The sequence below is a fragment of the Pirellulales bacterium genome, assembly GCA_019636335.1.
Taxonomy (GTDB): domain Bacteria; phylum Planctomycetota; class Planctomycetia; order Pirellulales; family JAEUIK01; genus JAHBXR01.
Map to the genome: position 1 here is coordinate 145,314 of JAHBXR010000003.1, position 18,673 is coordinate 163,986.

The window sequence follows — 18,673 nt, forward strand, 5'->3', positions numbered from 1 at the left end:
CGTCGGTGGGCAAGGGGTGATTCATAGCCCTGAGTATACCTGCACAGTGGCCCGGCTGTGAACCATTTCTGTCAGTTCAACTCGGTCGCTTCTTCCCAGTGGGCGTAAAGATTCGGCAGCACTGCCTGGTGCTCGTCCAGTTCGCGGTTGAGTTGGCGGACCTTGTCGCCGTCGCGCAACACTTCCGGCTTGGCGAGCGAGGCGTGGATCTCTTCGATCGCCGTCTCGTGTTGCATGATTTCAGCTTCTAGATCCTCGACCTTGCGGTAGGGAAACTTGCGCTTCGGCTTCGTCCCCTTCGACTTGTCGCGCGTGGCGCTCTTGTTGCCGTCGGCGGAGTCCTTTGACTTGCTCGGCGCGTCGGTGTCGCGCCCCTTGCCTGTGACACCGGCAGCAGCATCGCTCGTCGCTGCCGAACGGACCAGCGCGAGATACGTATCGTAGTTGCCTTCGATCACGCGGAAACGGTGCGGCTCGACCACCAGCAGATGGTCGACGACCCGATTGAGAAAGTATCGGTCGTGGCTCACCAACAGCACGCTGCCTTCGAACGCGCTCAACGATCGTTCCAGCGCGTCGCGCGCCCAGAGATCCAAATGGTTCGTCGGCTCGTCGAGCACGAGCAGGTTGGCATCGGCCGCCGCCAGTCGCGCCAGCGAGGCGCGGTTCCGTTCGCCACCCGACAGGCTGCCTACCTTCTGCAGTGCCTGGTCGCCGGTCAGCCCGAATCTCGCCAGCAGGTCGCGCCGTTGTTGCAGCACGAATTCCTTGCCGTGCGGGCGGATCGCATCGACCACTTCCATCTCGGGGTCGAGCCCGATCAGCCGCTGGTCGAAGTATCCGAGCTTCACGCCGGTCCCCAAGATCACGCGTCCATCTTCTGGTTTGACTTCACCCACCAGGCAGCGCAGCAGGGTGGTCTTGCCCGAGCCGTTGGGCCCCAAGATGCCCCAGCGCTCGCCGCGGAGGATGTCGAACGAGAGATCGTCGAACAACGGGCGATCGTAGGCCTTCGACAGATGCTCGACGCGGACGACGACGTCCCCCGTGCGCGAGGCGGGAGGAAAACCCATCGGTGGCGCCACGATCATGCGGGGGGGCGCGACGAGTTCGACGCGTTCGAGCTTTTTCTTGCGATCTTCAGCCTGGGTGTGCTTCTGTCCGGACAGGTTCCGCCGAATGAAATCCTCGGTCTTGCCGATAAACTCCTGTTGGCGTTCGTAAGTGCGGCGTTCGACTTCGACGCGCTCTGCCTTTTGCCGCCAATAGGCCGAGAAGTTTCCCGTGTAGCAGTCGACGGTGCCGTCGTAGAGCTCGAACGTGCGATTCGTCACGCGATCGAGGAAGTAGCGATCGTGGCTGACCAGCAGAATCGCCTGCTCGCATTCGGCCAGATAGCCTTCGAGCCATTGGGTCGCCTCGACGTCCAAATGGTTCGAAGGTTCGTCGAGCAACAACAAATCGGCCCCCGATAGCAGCAATCGCGCCAGCAGTAATCGATTCTGCTGGCCGCCGCTGAGTTGATCGACAGGCTGCTGGTAGCTGTCTGATGAGAAGCCCAGGCCGTCGAGCACGCGCTCGATGCGATGATCGAGATTGTAGGCATCGTGCCGGTGCAGCTCGTGCTGCAGGCGGTCGAACTGCTGCGCCAGCCGGCGATGTTCTGCGTCGTCGGTGGCGGCGGCCAGTCGGTGGGCCACCTCTTCGGCCTCGTGTGCCATGGCGATCCACACCGAGAGTGCGTCGCGGGCCACATCCCACAGCGTTTGCCCCGGCAGAAACTCGGGATGTTGTTCGAGATAGGCCAAGCTGGCCGAGGGATGCAGTTCGACGTCGCCGCTGTCGGCCTGTTCCTGGCCGGTGACGATGCGCAGCAGAGTCGACTTGCCGGCGCCGTTGGGGCCGACGAGCCCAACCCGGTCGCCGGGGCGGATCTCGCACGACACGCCTGCCAGCACCGGCTCCGGCCCGAAATGCTTAGTCACCGATTCAACGCGTAGCAGGATCATCGGCGGTCGGGAGGTGTCGCGCGGCGGTGCGGAGGGAGGAGCAGTCGCGGAGTGCCTGGGCCATGCGGCACGCGAACCGCTCGCCTCCGCCTCAGGGCGTCAGTGTACTATTTCCCGCGTTTGAGGGGAGTAGCCCTCAGCTTGCGGTTTTCCTGCTTCTTGCGCAGATGGGCGAACTTGGTCGCAGGCCGTCGCGCCGATTGCTTGCCAGATGGGGCCATGGCTAAGGCTTCGTCGACAACTCATGGAAGCAACACCAGTGGGCGATGAGGGACTCGAACCCCCGACATCCACGGTGTAAACGTGGCGCTCTAGCCGACTGAGCTAATCGCCCGATGGTCTCGGTCTCTCGAAATCGTAGTTCGCTGCAGGCGCCCCTGTCAACGCAGGCCTGCGTCGGCGACTGGCGACTCGCCGGTCTTGTTGTCGCCCAGACAGGCGGCGGGTATGCTCGGCACGCACGTCCGGTCGCACGGGTAGGCGGAAACGGGCGGACGTCGTTGCAGGCGTTAGGCCTTGTTTTTGCTTCGAAGTTCTCTCTCACTGCGTAAGGATCGCTCGATGTCGCAGGCCGCATCGTCCCAGAAACCGCACGAAGAATCGATCCCCTCGTTCCGCTACGCGATGGAGGATCAGGAAGGTCGCGTCAGCGCGGCGGGCTCGGCCAAAGAGGCCAACGTCGACGAGTTTCCCATCTCCGAGGGGATCGCCGCGGTTTCGATGCGCCTGGAGCCCGGCAGCATTCGCGAGCTGCACTGGCACGCGATTGCCGCCGAATGGGCCTATATGCTCTCCGGTCATTGCCGGGTCACGGTCTACTCGGGCGACGGCACGGGCGAAGTGGCCGATTTCGGGCCGGGAGATGTGTGGTACTTTCCACGCGGGTATCCCCACTCGATCCAGGCCCTGTCCGACGGCTGCCACTTTCTGCTGATCTTCGACGATGGGCATTTTTCGGAGTTCGGCACGTTCAGCCTGACCGATTGGGTGGGGCATACGCCGGCCGAGGTGCTGGCGAAGAATTTTGGCGTGCCAGAGGCGACCTTCGCCAGGTTCCCCCGCGAGGAAGTCTATATCGTGCCGGGCACTCCACCGGGACCACTGCCAATTGATCCGCCGCGCGGCTCGCTACGGAGCGGTCCTCTGACGCACAAGTTCTCGCTCGAAGCACAAGCGCCGCGTCGCTTTGCCGGGGGCGAGATGCGCATCGTATCGTCGGCCGAGTTCCCCATCTCGACAACGATGACCGGCGCAACGATGACGATCAAACCAGGCGCGATCCGTGCGCTGCACTGGCATCCCCACGCGGCCGAATGGCAATATGTCGTGGCCGGCAGTGCCCGCGTGACGGTCTTTGCCTCGCACGGTCATGCGCGCACCGAGGAGCTAGGCGTGGGAGATATCGCCTATATCCCGCAGGGATTTGGCCACTACATCGAGAACAGCAGCCAGGAAGATTTGCAACTGGTGATCGCCTTCAATAGCGGCCGCTACGAATCGATCGAGCTTGCCGATTGGCTGGCCTCGAATCCATCGGACCTCGTGGCGGCGAATTTCGGCGTGCCGCAAGAGGTTGTCGATCGCTTGAGCCTCGACGGCGGAGCCATTCGCTGAAAAGGTGACACCGTCATGACGCGTATGCCATCGTCATCGAGAGAACGGTTTCGAATTTCTCGGCCTATGTGCCAGTTCTGCTGGGATGTGTGGCCAGTGGGACTACGCTCCACGAAACCGAGCAGCTTCTTCGAGAAGCGATCGTCCTGCACCTGCAGGGACTCGAAGCAGATGGGCTGCCCGTACCCCAGCCATCGAGTGTCGTCGACTATGTCGAGTTGCCGGTCGGTTCGTAACAGCGTCCAGGTGACGCGTCGCGGTCTGGCCGATGATCCGACGCAGGTGTTGCAACAGCGTCATATCGCCGTCCAGCCGCCGTCGACGACCAGGTTGTGGCCATTCACATAGGCCGAGGCGTCAGAGGCCAGGAATACCGCGGCGCCCGCGATATCGTCGTGGTTCATCATGCGCCCCAGCGGCACGCGGCGATTGTAGGCCTCGACGAACGGGGCCGGCTGATCGTTGAAGTATCCGCCCGGGCTGAGGGCGTTGGCTCGGACCCCTCGGCATCCGTAGTACGCCGCCAGGTAGCGCGTGAAATTGAGCATCCCCCCTTTGACGAAGGTGTAATTCGGCGGCTGCCGCATCTCGGTGCCCGCGTAGATGCCCGGGTCGTTCGAGACGATGCCATAAATACTGGCCACGTTGATGATCGAGCCGCGACCCGTGTCGACCATCGCCGGCAGAAAGGCCTTCACCACGCCGAACAGACCGACCATGTCGGCCTGTGCCGCGGCGAGCCAGTCATCGGTCGACTGTTCGTCGAAGCCGCCGGCGTAGCCGTCGCGACCCAAGGCGCAATTGACGAGCACGTCGAGCCGGCCGAACCTGGCGAGGATGTCGTCGCGCAGGCGGGCGATCGACGTCACGTCGGAGAGATCGAACGCGAAGCCGTGGGCGTCGTGTCCGGCGCGGCGCAGGCGGTCGGCGAACTGCTGGTTTCGCTCCAGGCTGCGCGACGCCGTGATCAGCGTGGCGCCGGCCGAGGCCAAGGCCTCGCTGATGCTCGAGCCAAAGAGGGGGCCCGCGCCGGCGGTGACGAGCGCCACGCGCCCCGCGAGCGAGAACTTGGAAAGCACGTCCGACATCCTACGACTCCGGCAGGGAGAGGTTCGTCCCGGTAGACCGATTACTGGAGACGATTCTACGCCACAGGCTCGACATTCACCCAGCGGCGATGATCGGCCGCGTCGAGAATGGCCAGTGCCGTGCGCAGCGTCGTGCGCGCCTCGGCCAGCGAAGTCATCACCGGCGACTTGCCCTCGACCGCGTCGAGGAACGAATGCGCCTGGGAGATGAAGCCCGTGTCTCGTTCCTGCAAGGGGAGATCATGGACCGTCCAGGCCGCGTCACCGCGGCGCATCGAAAAGCAGCGGCTGGCGTGCATTTCCCAACGGAGCAGTCCGTCGCGACAGACGACGCTGAGCGTGGATTCGTTTGGCGCTTGATGCTGATTGAGTGAGAAGCTGGCCAGGACCTCGTCGCCCCTCTCCGAAGCCATGCGCGAGAGGACATGCACCGTGTCCTCCACCGCGACCCCCTCGAGATGCAGGTGCGCCGCGTCGGCGGCCACGCGGCGTGTCGGCCCGACGAGCCACTCGGCGGCATTCAGCGAATGAGTCAGGGCATCCTGGATCGCACCCCCCCCCGTCGCACGGTCGCGGTAGTAGATCTCGCGATAGGCAGGGCGAAAGTGTGGGAAGTCTTGCCCTGCCACGTATACCAACTGCAAGGGGGGACCGAGCTGGCGCTGTACGAGCTGCTGTCGCAACCATTGCATTCCCGGATGGTGCCGGAGCACGTAGGCGACCCCCACGCAACGCTTAGCACTCGCCGCTTCGGTCGCTAACTCGTCGAGTCCCTGTTCTGAAATCGAGAGAGGTTTTTCGATCAACACGTGAGAGCCGGCGGCCAACGCTCCCCGCGCGTGCGACACGTGCAGGTGGGCAGGGGTCGCCACCACGACCACCGTGGGCTGCGCGGCAAGCGCTGCTGCGAGAGAATCGTACGTAGCGGTCAGGGGATATTGCTTGGCCAGACGCGAGCGGATCGTCTCGCTAATATCGCACACGCTGACTGTGGATCGACCGGTCGCGAGAAAGCAACGGGCATGTCGCTCGCCGATCGATCCACCCCCGACGATGAGCACGGAAGCTTTCTCCGCCATCGATCCCTCGTGCCCTGCGCATATCTGCTGGAGCCACAAAAAAGAGGAGGAGGCGCCACCCTCGCGCGGCGCCCCCTCCCAGTCTTGTCACACCATGCTACGAATGTGACGAGATTGCTTACTTGGCTTCCTGGAACTGCGGCAACTTGGCCGTGAACTTGGCCGGATCCTTCTCGAAGGCGTCCGGGCAGCCGTCGCAGCAGAAGAAGACCTTCTGGCCATCGTGCTCGACCGAAACGGCCGCGTCGATCGGCTTGTTGCTGATGGGGCACTTGGTCTGCAGCGTGAAGCCCTTGGCCAGGTCGCCGAAGACGAGCGCCAGCAGATCATCGCCCGAGGCCTTCGCCGCCTTGCCCTTGCAGCCGCCGCAGCAGAAGGCGACCGTCGAGCCGGCCACTTCCACCGTCTGCTCGGGATTGACCGGCTTGCCCGCTAGGGGGCAGGCGACCTGCACGATCTGCTTCGTGGCGAGCAGTTGTGCCGCCGCCTTGTTGGCGAACTTCTCGGGATCGGCCTCGAACGCCTTCGGGCAGTTCTGGCAGCAGAAGTAGACCTTCTTGCCCTTGTAAGCGACCGAGTTGGCTTCCTTGGCTGGGGCGCCCGAGACGACGCACTTGGCCGAGAACTCTTCCTTGTCGTCGCCGATAGCGGAGAGCTGAGCGACGGCAATAAGGGCCGCAAAAAGGGCCACGCTCAACAGGCGAACTTTCATGGCGATTTTCCTTTCGGGTTGAATAACCGGACGATTCAAATTCGTGATTTCCGAACTGGCGCACACCGAGGCATGATCGGCGTTCACGTGCAGCCGCGCAACACGCGTCGCGGCCGTTTTCTCAAAGAGCGGAGACGATGCCGACGCGATGTAGGCGCGCAGCATCACCGCCGAGAATGGTCAAACTTGCCAGATGCAAAGTTTGCGATGCAGATCGATCCCCGCCGAACGTTGATGGAGATCAACACCGTGAATAAGAAAGCTGCCCAAGAACGAGGGTGTCGCAGCAACGGCCGTGGGGCCGTGCGACGAGAGGACCGTGATGGTCAACTGCTCGATACGCTGCGAAGTGTTGCCCTCGGTAGGCAAGCCGGGCTGCTCACCCTGGTGATTGCAGCAGCAGCGTTTGAGCGCAGGGGAATCAACATCGCTCGCGTCGCCGCGATGGCAGCAGCTTTTCTTCGCGGTGCGACCGGGCGATTTCTGACAGCAGCCGCAGCCGTTGGAGCAGTGGCACGTTTTACCATCGCTGGCGGCCTGACAACTCATGGTTTGCAGGCCGGGTACGCCCCCCAACGAGACGCCACACACGACGATCGCCGTGGCCACAACTCGCCAGAGATTCATGCGTTTCGATGGCATACCCATCCCGCTCTCACGACTGCATGGGAAACTGGAACCGGGGCGTTTGCGACCGTTCCATCCGCGCACGCATTCTTCAAACCCGCGGCTGCCAAGTCAAGTTTTCTTGTGCCCACTTTGCGGGATTCGCGACCGATGGTCGGACCGCCCGATGCGGACCTGGCGGCAGCATTATCGTCCACGCACGGCGACGGACTTGAGCCCGGCAGCGGATACCGCTCGTCCTTCGGCTCGGTCCTGGGCAGCAGGCTGGCCTGCCACCGATCATGGCTCTAGGGTGCAAGTCCTTGTGTTGACAATAGTTTGCGTCAGAAACGGGGTTGGACGGGCAAGGTCGCAGTCGCGCCCGGGGCGGGCTAAAATCGAGATAATATGTCCAGCACGCCAGAGCTCCTCGCCGCGCAACCTCAGCCCGACTGTGCTGCCGGTACGCCGACGGAACCGGGCAATCGCCGGGCATGGCTGGCCACCGCCGGGCTGTTCTTGCTGGTCGCGGCCCTCTATCTGCCCTCGATGGCGAACGGCTTCGTCTTCGACGATCACTTGCTGATTCTGCAACAGCGGCGCCCTGAATCGGCAGGCGAATTGCTGCAGGTCTTTACCGAACGGCACTGGCCCGACTTGCCGTATTACCGACCCGTCGCACGATTGACGATGGTCGCGCAGAAGATGCTGCACGGCGACAACCCGGCGCCGTACCACGCCTTCAACGCCGGGGTGATGGGATTGGTTGCCGCGGCGGCGTTTCTACTATTGCGGACCCGCGTGTTTCACTTGCCCCTCGCGCTGGCCTGGGTCGGGGCGTTGCTCGTCGGCGTACACCCGATTGCCTCCTCGTGCGTGTACCCGATCTGTTCGGGACGCGAGACGTCGTTGCCGGCGCTCTTCATTCTGTTATGCACCAGCGCCTGGTTGCGTGCCGGCGCCGTTTGGCGTGGCGTGGCGCTGCTGACTTTTGCCGCGGCGCTGCTCTCGAAAGAGCAGGCCATCGTTTTGCCGGTGATTCTGCTGATCGCCGACGTGCTGCGGCTGTCTCCCCGCGATACCGGCAACGAGCCCTTGTGGTGGTTCCGCCGCTATACGCCGCTGGTCGTCATGGTGCTGTTCTACCTGGGCACGCGGCAGGTTTTGTTTGGCGCCGGCGAGGAGCACAAGCTGGCCGTCACCGAGCAACCGATTCTCCCCTTGCTCACGGTAATGTATGCCACGCAGACGACGTTTCTGCCGTTCGTGCCACTGACCTACGAACCGACGCCGCTGGTCTGGTTTTCGTGGTGGCGCCAGGGGGCGAGCTGGTTGATCGTGGCTGCCCTGGCGGTGGCCCTGGCACGCGTCTGGCCACGCATGCGATCGAGTGTGCTCTTCTGGCTGGCGTGGATCGTGCTCGTCAATTTGCCGACTGCAAACATCCTCAATCAAGAGGCCTGCTTCGATGAGCGCTACGAGTTGCTTTCGCTGGTCGGCGTAGTCGCTTTGATCGGCACGGTGCTGGCGCAGGGCTGGCAGCACCGCGCCGTGCGCGTGGTGTCGTTCTCCACGGCGACGGTGTTGATTTTGCTCGCGGCGGGAATCAGTTACGGTCGTGCGGCGTACTTCCGCGATGATTTCACCTTCTTCGCGCAGTGGAAGGCGACCGATCCGGAGTTCGACTTTGCCGGTTTGCACCTGCAGGCGGCACGACTCGAAATGCGCCGCGACAAGTACGCCTCGGCCGAAGCGCACGCTCGCGCCGCACTCGAGGCGGCCCCCGGCTCGATTCCCGCGCGACTGACGCTCGGCGATGCGCTGCTGGGCGAAGGCCGTATCGATGAGGCGCAGCGCGAATTTGAAGCGGTACTCGCCGAGCATTGGGAATATCCCGAGGGGCTGGCCGGCATTGCTCGCGTGCATGCGGCTCGCGGTGAGTGGAGCGCGGCGGCCACGCGGTATCGCGCGGCGCTGCGCCAGCAACCCATCCATGCCGAGACGGCGCGCGAATTTGCCTGGCTGCTGGCAACTTGTCCAGAGGCATCGGTGCGCGATGGACAAGCGGCCGTACGTTGGGCCACGATCGTCGTCGAGGCCGATCGCCAGCAGGATCCCCAGGCGCTCGATACCTTGGCCGCCGCCCATGCCGAGGGGGGCGACTTTGCGGCCGCCATCGCCTGGGCAGAACGAGCGGTGGCTGCCCGGCGAAACGATGAAGATGGGCCGCTGCGGCGCCGGCTGGACCTCTATCGAGCGCAGCGGCCCTACCGCCAGGAGACGGCTTCTCCCGGGACTTGAACTCTGGCGGCCTTCACTTCTTTGACATCGCCCGGCGCCGCCGGTACGTTCGTAGTCACGTACCGCAACTGCCTGCCGGCGCCGTGGCGAACGAGGCCGCTCGTTTCGCTGCTGGCGTATGACATCCCACGCCTTGGAGAGGAGTTCCGCCATGAAGAAGCTGCTCGCGCTGTCGCTGTTGGTGTGTGCGACGCTCGTCCTGCCGGCTTTAGCCGCAGAGAAGGAGGAAAAGGTGGCGTCCGCGCTCGATTTCAAGATGAAGAGTCTGAGTGGCAAAGAGGTCGACCTGTCGAAGTATCAGGGCAAGGTCGTGCTGATCGTGAACACCGCCAGCAAGTGCGGCCTGACGCCGCAGTACGAGAAGCTCGAGGCCCTGCACGAGAAGTACGTCGACAAGGGACTGGCGATTCTCGGCTTTCCGGCCAACGAGTTCGGCAAGCAGGAGCCGGGCAGCGACACCGAGATCGCCGAGTTCTGCGCCAAGAACTACGGCGTGAAGTTCGATATGTTCTCGAAGGTCGTGGTCAAGGGAGAGGGGCAGTGCCCGCTGTACGAGTTCCTGACCTCGGAAGAGACGAATCCGAAGTTTGCCGGGCCGATCAAGTGGAATTTCGAGAAGTTTCTGCTCGATCGCGATGGCAAAGTGATCGCTCGCTTCGCCCCCCCCGTTTCGCCCGATGCGGATGAAGTCGTCGCGGCGATCGAAGCCGAGCTTGCCAAAGAGAAAGAGTAGGCAGTCGATCGCTCCTACGGCCGGACCGGTTTGAAGTACCGCTTCGAGTCGATCGCGAGTTCAACATGGGGAGGATGCTCGAACCGAGCATCCTCCCTTTGGTTTCCGCGGCAGACTGGCAACGCGGACGCGCGATCATTCGTTCGCTGCCACGTCGTAGCCGCACCTTTCCCGGTGTCACGGCCGCGGGGCGAACCTCTGCACGCGCTGGTTCAAGGTATCGGCGACATAGAGGAGGCCCGCGCGATTGAAAGCCATCGTGTGGGGCACGTCGAATCGGCCCGGCTCGGCGCTCGCTTCGCCCGTCACGCCCAGGCCGGTCAGGTATTGCCCTTCGGTGGTGAATAACTGCACGCGATGATTCGTGGCGCTGACCCAGAGTCGTCCGGCCCGGTCGAAGAGTAGGGCGATCGGTCCGACGAGGGTCTTGTTTCCGCCGAAGGCGCCGTCGCGGACCTCGTTGCTCCCCCAGGCGGCCAGAAAGGTGCCGTCGGGCTGGAATTTCTGGATGCGGCCGAGCGTCGGTTCGGTGGTGTAGATGTTCCCGTCGGGGTCCACGGCCGTCAGGCAAGGGCCACCGACGCGATTGACGGGGTTCTGCGGCGCGCCGAATTGTCCTGGCTTGTCGCCATACTCGCCCCACTGGTTGAGGAACTTCCCCTCAGGCGAAAATCGCTGCACGCGGTGATTCACCTGATCGCACACGACAAGCGCTCCTGCGCGGTCGAAGGCCAGCCCCCCGGGTTGATCGAACTCCCCGGCCGCGGTCCCCTTGCCACCCCACTCGCGCACCAACTCATAGGCACTGGGCACGTCGCTCTTTTCCGACATAGCAGGCACGCGACGATAGACGCGGATCTTGTGATCCATCATCACGGCGACGTAAATCAATCCCTCGCCGTCGAGGGCGATGCCGCTGGGAAAGAAGCCCACGTCGATCTTGTCGAGAAATTTTCCTTCGCTCGTAAAACGCTGCACGCGATTCTGCTGCGCATCGGTGACGTAGAGAAAGTCGTCTCGATCGAAGGCGAGTCCAATCGGAGAGAGGAACTGGCCGTCTTCCGTGCCGTGTTCGCCGAACGAGGCCACGAACTTGGGGGGCGCGATCGACGCGGTCGTCGCCTCGGGCGTGGACTCTTCGGCCCGCGTTTGCCCGACCCTTGTCAGGGCGAACGCGCCACCAAACAAGACGACGAAGCCAATCGTCCGCAGGCGTCCGCTGGTGGTCATCGCGTCCTCACGGGACAACGCGGCAAGGTTAATCCTGTCTGGCGTCGTCCTGCTTTGCCTCGGGCAAGGCGTAAATCGATTCGTCGAGATCGAGCATCAATCCCGCCTCGGGGAGGGGCATCTTCAACGTCCAAAGGATGCCCTGTGCGACGAGACGCCGGTACTCTTCCCGTTGCCAGTTCTTGTGAAAGTGCAGGCCACCGAAGCCGAGCGATCGACCACCGTCGGGGCGATCCCAGCACCAGGCGACCATCTGCGGCTCGCCATCGATCCGGGCGCGGAGCAGCGGCACGATCGCTTCCGCCGGCGGCTGCAGCTTGAGCTGGTAATAGAATTCGTCATAGAGGCGGAAGTTTTCGATGCCTTGCGTGACGGGATGCGACGAGTCTGCCACCTCGATGTCGGTTTCCAATTTCTGATACTTGCGGTCGGGGCCGCCGTGCGCGGCCCCCAACAGGCGCAAATAGCCGGGCAGGTATTGCGCCTCTTTGCCCCCCACGGCCCAATGCAGCGCGACGAGGCCGCCGCCACGCGCCGCCAGCTTCGACAGGGCGTCGTAGCGGCGCGGACCGGTCTGCATCCACTGGGCCCCTTGCGACAGGTACAAGAGGGCGCCGTCCGCCTTCGAGAGCAGGTCGGGGCCTTCGAGCCAGGGTTCTTCGGCGAAGCTGGTGGTGATCTCGAGCCCCGGTACCCCGGCCAGAGAGGCTTCGATCACCTTCAGCCCGGCCATGAACTCATGGGTCGTTGGCGGATGCCCGTCGGGCCCCTGTCCGATCAACAAGAGGCGACGTGGCTTTTCGTCCGCCATCGCCCCGGAAAGGCTGTTCAGAGCACATGCGAGGAAAAACAGAACAACAACCGGGCGGAATACGGGCATCAGCGAGCAGGATCTCATCGGCGATCAACTCTCGGACAGCGTCCAGGGGGGGCGAGGGACAGCAAAGCAAGCACCGGTAATTCTAATCGACGTATTCCCCCCAGTCACACACGTTGGCCAAGGCTGCGTGATTCGTCTTTTTCAGGGGAGCCGTGGCGACTATAGTCCGCCCCGCTCGACCCACAGGAACCACGATGCCCGTCGAACCGAACGAATCTATTCCGGCCGATCCGCTGGCAGTTTCCACGCCTCGACCGGCGCTGGCCGATCGTACGCGCATCGCGCTGTTGCGCATGAATGCGCACCCCTGGCCGTGGTTGACGCTGTTGATCGTCCTCCTGGCGATGCAGGTGGGCCCCTGGTGGCATCCGACCCCCGACGCGCGGTCGTACCTTTCGATGGCGCGCAGTTTCGTGTCGGGCGAGGGAATGACGAACCTCGGTCGCGAGCAGCTCTACTATTCGCCCGGCTATAGCCTGCTGATCAGTCCGGCGTTCCTCTTTGGCGATCGTCCCTTCCTGGCGATTTCGTTGCTGCAATTCGGTCTGGCATTGGTTGCCCTGTGGGGCGTGTATGTCTGGGCCAGGCAGACGGTGCGTGAAGGCGCCTTGCTGGTGACCGCGTTCGCCTTTGTCAACGTGCTCGTCTGGATTCACTATCGCCGCACGCTGAGCGAAATGCCCTTTCTCTGCGCCGTGGTATGGACCGTGCTGTCCATGCAATGGACCCTTGCCGCCCCCTCGCTGCGCGCAGCGCTGTGGCGCGCGGTTCCAACGGCGGCACTGCTGCTGGCGACTTGTCTTTTGCGCCAAGCCGGCGTGGCGGTTGCCGCGGGATTCGGCACGGCCCTGTTGATCGATCTAGGGCGTCGGCACGTATCGTTTTCCCACGCCGCGATTCTGTTGACCGTGGTCTGTCTGCCGGCGGCCCTGGCCGTGTGGATCGTCGTGCAGAACGACGTACAGGCCTCGGCGGGTGAGGATACCTATCTCGACGGGTTCGTCGTTGCCGACAGCTCGCTTGCCACGCAGATTGTTGAATGTGTTCGCATGCGCATTTGCGACATTGGCCGTGTCGTCGTGCCCGGCATGTTCAAGGCCTACTCGCGCTCAGGAAGTTGGTTGAACGCGAATATGCCGCTCTATGTTGCCGTCACGGGACTCGTGGCGTTCGGCTGGTGGCGGATGGTCCGCGCACGCTGCGACATCATGGCCCTGGCCTTGCCGTTCTACCTGGGGCTCTACATGACGTGGCCCTTCGAGACGGGGGGGCGCTTCCTCGTCCCGCTCGCGCCGCTGCTGGCGGTCTGCCTGTGGTATGCGCTCGAGCCGATCGCGCGACATCGCATGAATATCCTGGCCTATCTCGTCGTGTTTCATCTCGCGGTGGCGATTGGCTACTGGGGCGCGATCGACATGCCCCGGGCCATCGACTATTTCCGGCGTTGGGATGCTATCGATACGCTGGCCGCGGCGGTCGACGTCGAGCACGAGAAGGTTGGCATCGTAGGATTGCCGATCGAGACGAGACTCATGCTCGAGCTGGCGCTCGACCGTCCCGTGGTCGAGGCCCCCACGGTCGAGCAGCTCGCGCAACTGCCGGAGTGGATCGTCGAACCGGCGGGTCGAACGTCGACGGCGGGCTTCACCGTGTATCGCGGAGTCGACCAGCTTCGTCTCTTGTCGCGCACGAGCGCCGCTCAGAACTCGGCCGCGGCCGAGACCGCACGCGGCCCTTCGGCCACTCCGTCCACGCGTCGCTAGTTACCGCGTGTGGAGCAGGGATTTCTCGGCCTTCTCGGTCCAATCTGGCAAGAAAGACTTGCCTCGTCGCGGCCGGTGGGTAGTAATGGAGCCGCCCGTGCCCGGCCGTGGTTTCGCACCCTGGTTGCGTTGCCGCAGGTGCCGCTGCCCGAGTTGGCCACTCGCTTGCCGTTTTACCAACGGCCCCCCGTGGCATCCCTGCCTGCCACGCTCCATCTATTCCCTCCATCCCCACGTGGTCGCATGTTGATGAGCTACACTCCCCTTCGCCCGGTTTGGATTGTCGGCCTGATTCTTATGTCGCTGGTTTCCGGCGTCAGGGAAGCCCCCGCGCAAGAGCGTCTCAAGCCATTCGTCCGCGAGCCCCGCTCCGTCCGCAGCCGGCCCTTCGATACCGAGCACATTCGGCTCGATCTGAAATTTGACTTCGACGCCAAGACGGTCCAAGGCCGGGCGACCGAACGACTGCGGCCCCTCGCCGCGCTCCGTCAACTCGAGCTCGATGCCGAGCTGTTGCAGATCGAGCGCGTGGCCCTGTTAGGATCGGAATCGGCAGAGCAGGAGTTGAAGTTCGCACAGCACGAGACGAGCGTCAGCATCGAGCTGGGGCGCGAGTTCCAGCGCGGCGAGCCGCTCGAGCTGGTGATCGACTATCGCGTCGTCGAGCCGAAACGTGGCATTCATTTTGTCCTGCCCGACCGGCACGAACCGGAACGAGGCAAGCTCGTCTGGACGCATTGCCAGCCCGACGATGCCCGGTGCTGGTTTCCCTGTTTCGATTCGCCCAACGAACGCGTGACAAGCGAGATCATCGCCACGGTACCCGAGGATCTCTTCGTGCTGTCGAATGGCACGCTGGTCCGCACCAAGCACAATGACGACGGCACGCAGACGACCCACTGGACGCAGGAGCAGACGCATCCCCCCTATTTGATGTCGGTCGTGGCGGGCCGCTTCGAGCCGGTGCAACAATCGTGGGACGGCATTCCGATCATCTCGTACGTGCCTCCCGATCGCGTGGCCGATGCCGAACGTTCGTTCGGCAAGACGGCGGCGATGATGGCCTACTACAGCGAGAAGATCGGTTACCGCTACCCCTGGCCCAAGTACGCGCAGATCTGCTGCGACGAATTCGGCGGCGGCATGGAGCACACCTCGGCCACCACGCTCACGCTCGACACGCTGCACGATGAACAGGCCCACCTCGATCGTTCGAGCGATGGGCTCGTCGCCCACGAGCTGGTCCATCACTGGTGGGGCGATCTCGTGACTTGCAAGGATTGGGGCGAGCTCTGGCTGAACGAGAGCTTTGCCACCTACTTCGCCACGCTCTGGACCGAGCAGGATCTCGGCTGGGACGAGGCCACCTGGGAACGCCGCGACGAAGCGGAGCAATACTTTGGCGAGGACAGTGGCCGCTATCGCCGGCCCATCGTCACGTACCGCTATCCCGAGTCGATCCAGATGTTCGACCGCCATTCGTATCCCAAGGGGGGACGGGTGCTGCACATGCTGCGCTACGTCTTGGGGGACGACGACTTCTGGCGGGCCCTCAACCACTACGTGAAAAAGCACGAGTACGGCGTCGTCGAAACGGCCGATCTGCGCGTGGCGATCGAAGAGGCGACGGGGCAGGGGCTAAACTGGTTTTTCGACCAGTGGGTCCATCGCGGCGGCCACCCGGAATATGAGGTTTCGTACAACTGGGATGAGGCCGACAAGCTGGTGCGCGTGACCGTCAAGCAGACGCAGAAAGTCGACGAGCTGACGCCTCTATTTCGCATGCCGGTCGAGATCGATCTGGTCGTGGGCGACAGCTCGACGCGGCACAAGGTCACCGTGGCCAAGGCCGAGGAGACGTTCACCTTCTCGCTGCCCGAACGTCCGCGCCGCGTCGTGTTCGATCCGCGCGATTGGATCCTGAAGAAGCTCACCTTCAAAAAGTCGAAGCAGGAGTTGCTCGATCAACTCAAGCACGATCCCAACACCGTGCCGCGCGCCCAGGCGGCCGAGCAATTGGCCGACTATCGCCCCGACAGCGACGCACGCGACGCGTTGATGGCGGCGGCGAAAGAAGACGCCTTCTGGGGCGTGCGCGAGGCGGCGGTGAAGTCGCTGGCACGCTTCCCGGGCGATGCCGTGCGCGACGCACTCGTCGCGAGCTCCAAGGATGATGCCCGCTCGAACGTTCGACGCGCGGCGATGAAGGGTTTGGTCGACTTCCCCGGCGACACGACCAACAACGCGCTGCGTGACCGTATCGCGAACGATCCCTCGTACTACGTCGCCGCCGATGCTTTGACCACATTGGCCAAGGTCGATCCCGACCGTTGCCGGCCCGACCTGTTGGCGGCGCTCGATCGCACGAGCGACCGCGAGGTGATTCTCGCCGCCGCCTGCAATTCGTTGGCAGCAGCCGACGCCGTCGATGCTCTCCCGCGTTTGAAGGCGTTGCTCGAGAATCCCGGCACTCCGCGACGCCGGGCGGCGATCTTCGATGCCCTGGCCGCTGCCGGCAACGGCGATCCGGCCGTGACCAAGCTGCTCGCCGGGCAATTGAACGACTCGCGCGATTACATCCGCCGCGCCGCCGCGATTGCCCTGGGTGCAACAGGAGATCGTGGCGCGATCGAGCCGCTACTCGCCACGCGAGCCATTCCAGGACACCCGCGCACGCTGGCGGCGATCGATCAGGCGGTAACCAAGCTGCGCGACAGCGGCACGGTCTCGAGCCTGCGCCGCGAAGTCGAAACGCTGCAGGGAGAAAACAGCTCGCTCGAAAAACGCGTCGAGCAACTCGAAAAGGCAGCTACGCCAAATGAGGCCGCGAAGCCTTGAGGAAAAGGATTCAACGCAAAGACGCAGAGGCGCAAAGGAAGGCAATTCTTAGTATCGTAGTGCCGTCGTGGTAAGAAATACGGTCAATGGACCACAACGACACGACGACACAACGGACTATTGTCAGGCGTGACATACTCGGCTGGTGAGACTCTTGGCGTCTCTGCGCCTTCGTGTCTTGGCGTTAAATTCTACTGAGAGTGCGCTTTAATGCGCTTGTCAGCGAGTAAGCTCCACCCAGTGGGTGAGGGCATTGCCGCCGCGGGGACGGTTGTTCGAGAAGACGATTGCCTTGCCTTGCAGCTTGCCTTCGACGAGTCGCAACTCGAGGAAGATATTGCCCGGCAGGCGTCGTGAATCGTCGGTGCCGAGCTCGCCCAGAATGTCGCCACGTAGGACGCCGTTCCGCAGATTTGCCTCGCTCAGCGGCGCGGCTGCGGCATCGTTCAACTGCACCTCGACTTTGCCTTCGGCGTCGATGGTGAGTCGTAGCGGCTTCGCTCCTTGATACGTGGCAACCTCACCCTTCCACTCGCCGGCGAGATCCGCCCATTCCGGCTGCTTGGCGTCCTTCTTTTTCGCGGCCTCTCCATCGCCACCACCGTTCGCATCGGCCGGCTCTTCCTGGGCGGCTACTTTTTCTTCAGGCGCGACGGGCGATTGCTTCGCGGGGTCGGCCTCGTCGGGCAACAACTGATCGACGATCGCATGCGCGAGATTACCCGGCAGATTCGTCGGACCATTGGCGAGCGCCACGACAACCAGTCTTTCGGCAGGAACCATCAGCAGGATCGTGGCCACGCCCGGCATGCCGCCGGTGTGCGAGACGAGCGTGTAGCCACGTCGGTTGCGCGACGTACCCCAGCCGATGCCGTAGCCCGAGCGTCCACGTCCCGGATCGGTGGCGGCCGTGGGACGCTGCATCTTGTCAATGGCCTGCTCGCTCAGGATGGCGCTCTGTCCGTCGACGGGCGTCTTGACGTGAAACATGCCGAAGCGCACCAGATCGTGCGCGCTGGCGAAGACCGCCGACGCGCCGGGATGATCGAAGGTGTAGAAGGGCAGGGCATCGCCATTGCCCGCGTAACGAGTAGCGGTCTGATCCTCCATGCCCTCGGGGATATCGATCGACATGTGATCGAGCCCAAGCGGCGCGAAGACCTCTTCGCGCATGAACTGCGCATACGGTTTGCCGGACTGCTGCTGGATGACGTAGTCGAGCATGCCGTAACCCAGGTTCGAGTATTGATAACGCTCGCCGGGCGGGGTGTAGAGGTTCGCATAGCGCGCGATCGTCTCGGCGGGGGATGGCGGACCCCCCGGCTCATCAACGTAAAAGAACTGGTAGTGCAGCGGCAGGCCGGCCGTATGATTGGCCACGCGCCGCACGGTGGCATCGGCGGCATGACCGACGCGCGGGCTCACCTTGGCGCCCCCCAGGTAGTCGTCGATCGGTCGATCGAGGTCGACCTTGCCTCGTTCGACGAGGATCATCAGTCCCGTCGTCGTGATGGGCTTCGAGATCGAGGCCAGCGAGTACATCGTGTGCTCGTCCGCCTGGCGTCCCGACTCGCGATCGGCGAGGCCAAAGCCTTCTTCCCAGATGATCTTGCCATCGCGCGCGACGGCCACGGCGAGCGAGGGGAGATTCCCCTCTTCGATCTGCTTGATGATCTTGGCCCGCGAGTCCTGCAACTGGGCGGGCAGCTCACCAGCGCGGGCGATTGTGGGAAGCAGGATTACCGCGAAGACGCAAAGACGCGAAGGGGACATGTGGAGTGGGCTCCAAGGGTGGGTGGCCACCATTGTGCGTTATGTCA

General features: G+C 63.6%; 14 protein-coding genes and 1 tRNA gene. 7 read left to right on the forward strand and 8 right to left on the reverse strand.

Annotation, left to right across the window (positions count from 1 at the left end; genetic code table 11):
• Positions 1-71 precede the first annotated feature (71 nt).
• Positions 72-1,985, reverse strand: coding sequence for an ABC-F family ATP-binding cassette domain-containing protein (locus KF708_04640; GenBank protein MBX3411984.1), 1,914 nt, complete (start codon positions 1,983-1,985; stop codon positions 72-74).
• 284 nt (positions 1,986-2,269) lie between these two features.
• Positions 2,270-2,343: transfer RNA gene (locus tag KF708_04645), tRNA-Val, on the reverse strand.
• A 227-nt stretch (positions 2,344-2,570) separates the two neighbouring features.
• Between KF708_04645 and KF708_04650 the strand changes: the two genes are divergently transcribed.
• Both KF708_04650 and KF708_04655 read left to right on the forward strand, forming a co-directional pair.
• Positions 2,571-3,623: a cupin domain-containing protein gene (locus tag KF708_04650; GenBank protein ID MBX3411985.1), complete on the forward strand. Its 1,053-nt coding sequence runs from the start codon at positions 2,571-2,573 to the stop codon at positions 3,621-3,623.
• Between the two features lie 29 nt (positions 3,624-3,652).
• Complete coding sequence (locus tag KF708_04655; protein ID MBX3411986.1) at positions 3,653-3,859, forward strand: type II toxin-antitoxin system HicB family antitoxin; 207 nt, start codon at positions 3,653-3,655, stop codon at positions 3,857-3,859.
• A gap of 60 nt (positions 3,860-3,919) precedes the next feature.
• Here KF708_04655 and KF708_04660 read toward each other — a convergent pair whose 3' ends face one another.
• The 3 genes from KF708_04660 to KF708_04670 all read right to left on the reverse strand — a co-directional run bounded on the left by KF708_04660 (position 3,920) and on the right by KF708_04670 (position 6,502).
• On the reverse strand, positions 3,920-4,711 hold the full coding sequence (locus KF708_04660) for an SDR family oxidoreductase (protein MBX3411987.1): 792 nt from the start codon (positions 4,709-4,711) through the stop codon (positions 3,920-3,922).
• A 56-nt stretch (positions 4,712-4,767) separates the two neighbouring features.
• Entirely contained in the window at positions 4,768-5,790 is a 1,023-nt protein-coding gene (locus tag KF708_04665; protein ID MBX3411988.1) for a Gfo/Idh/MocA family oxidoreductase, read from the reverse strand.
• 118 nt (positions 5,791-5,908) lie between these two features.
• The gene (locus KF708_04670; GenBank protein ID MBX3411989.1) at positions 5,909-6,502 is read right to left on the reverse strand and encodes a YHS domain-containing protein; all 594 of its coding nucleotides are present in this window, start codon (positions 6,500-6,502) and stop codon (positions 5,909-5,911) included.
• 207 nt (positions 6,503-6,709) lie between these two features.
• Between KF708_04670 and KF708_04675 the strand changes: the two genes are divergently transcribed.
• From KF708_04675 to KF708_04685, 3 genes are all read left to right on the forward strand, one after another.
• Entirely contained in the window at positions 6,710-7,420 is a 711-nt protein-coding gene (locus KF708_04675) for a hypothetical protein (GenBank protein MBX3411990.1), read from the forward strand.
• A 96-nt stretch (positions 7,421-7,516) separates the two neighbouring features.
• Positions 7,517-9,409 carry a tetratricopeptide repeat protein gene (locus KF708_04680; GenBank protein MBX3411991.1) on the forward strand — a complete coding sequence of 631 codons (1,893 nt, stop codon included), beginning with the start codon at positions 7,517-7,519 and terminating at the stop codon, positions 9,407-9,409.
• A gap of 151 nt (positions 9,410-9,560) precedes the next feature.
• The gene (locus tag KF708_04685) at positions 9,561-10,142 is read left to right on the forward strand and encodes a glutathione peroxidase (GenBank protein ID MBX3411992.1); all 582 of its coding nucleotides are present in this window, start codon (positions 9,561-9,563) and stop codon (positions 10,140-10,142) included.
• Positions 10,143-10,319: 177 nt separating this feature from the next.
• On the opposite strand, the gene KF708_04690 is transcribed toward KF708_04685, so the two are convergent.
• Positions 10,320-11,372 (reverse strand): hypothetical protein, encoded by a 1,053-nt coding sequence (locus KF708_04690; GenBank protein MBX3411993.1) that lies wholly within the window; start codon positions 11,370-11,372, stop codon positions 10,320-10,322.
• Positions 11,373-11,400: 28 nt separating this feature from the next.
• Positions 11,401-12,183 carry a ThuA domain-containing protein gene (locus tag KF708_04695; GenBank protein ID MBX3411994.1) on the reverse strand — a complete coding sequence of 261 codons (783 nt, stop codon included), beginning with the start codon at positions 12,181-12,183 and terminating at the stop codon, positions 11,401-11,403.
• 263 nt (positions 12,184-12,446) lie between these two features.
• On the opposite strand from KF708_04695, the gene KF708_04700 reads away from it, so the two are divergent.
• The gene (locus KF708_04700; protein MBX3411995.1) at positions 12,447-14,015 is read left to right on the forward strand and encodes a hypothetical protein; all 1,569 of its coding nucleotides are present in this window, start codon (positions 12,447-12,449) and stop codon (positions 14,013-14,015) included.
• A 249-nt stretch (positions 14,016-14,264) separates the two neighbouring features.
• Entirely contained in the window at positions 14,265-16,853 is a 2,589-nt protein-coding gene (locus KF708_04705) for a HEAT repeat domain-containing protein (GenBank protein MBX3411996.1), read from the forward strand.
• A gap of 219 nt (positions 16,854-17,072) precedes the next feature.
• Here the strand turns inward: KF708_04705 and KF708_04710 are convergent, their stop codons facing one another.
• The gene (locus KF708_04710; protein MBX3411997.1) at positions 17,073-18,626 is read right to left on the reverse strand and encodes a beta-lactamase family protein; all 1,554 of its coding nucleotides are present in this window, start codon (positions 18,624-18,626) and stop codon (positions 17,073-17,075) included.
• Between the last annotated feature and the right edge of the window lie 47 nt (positions 18,627-18,673).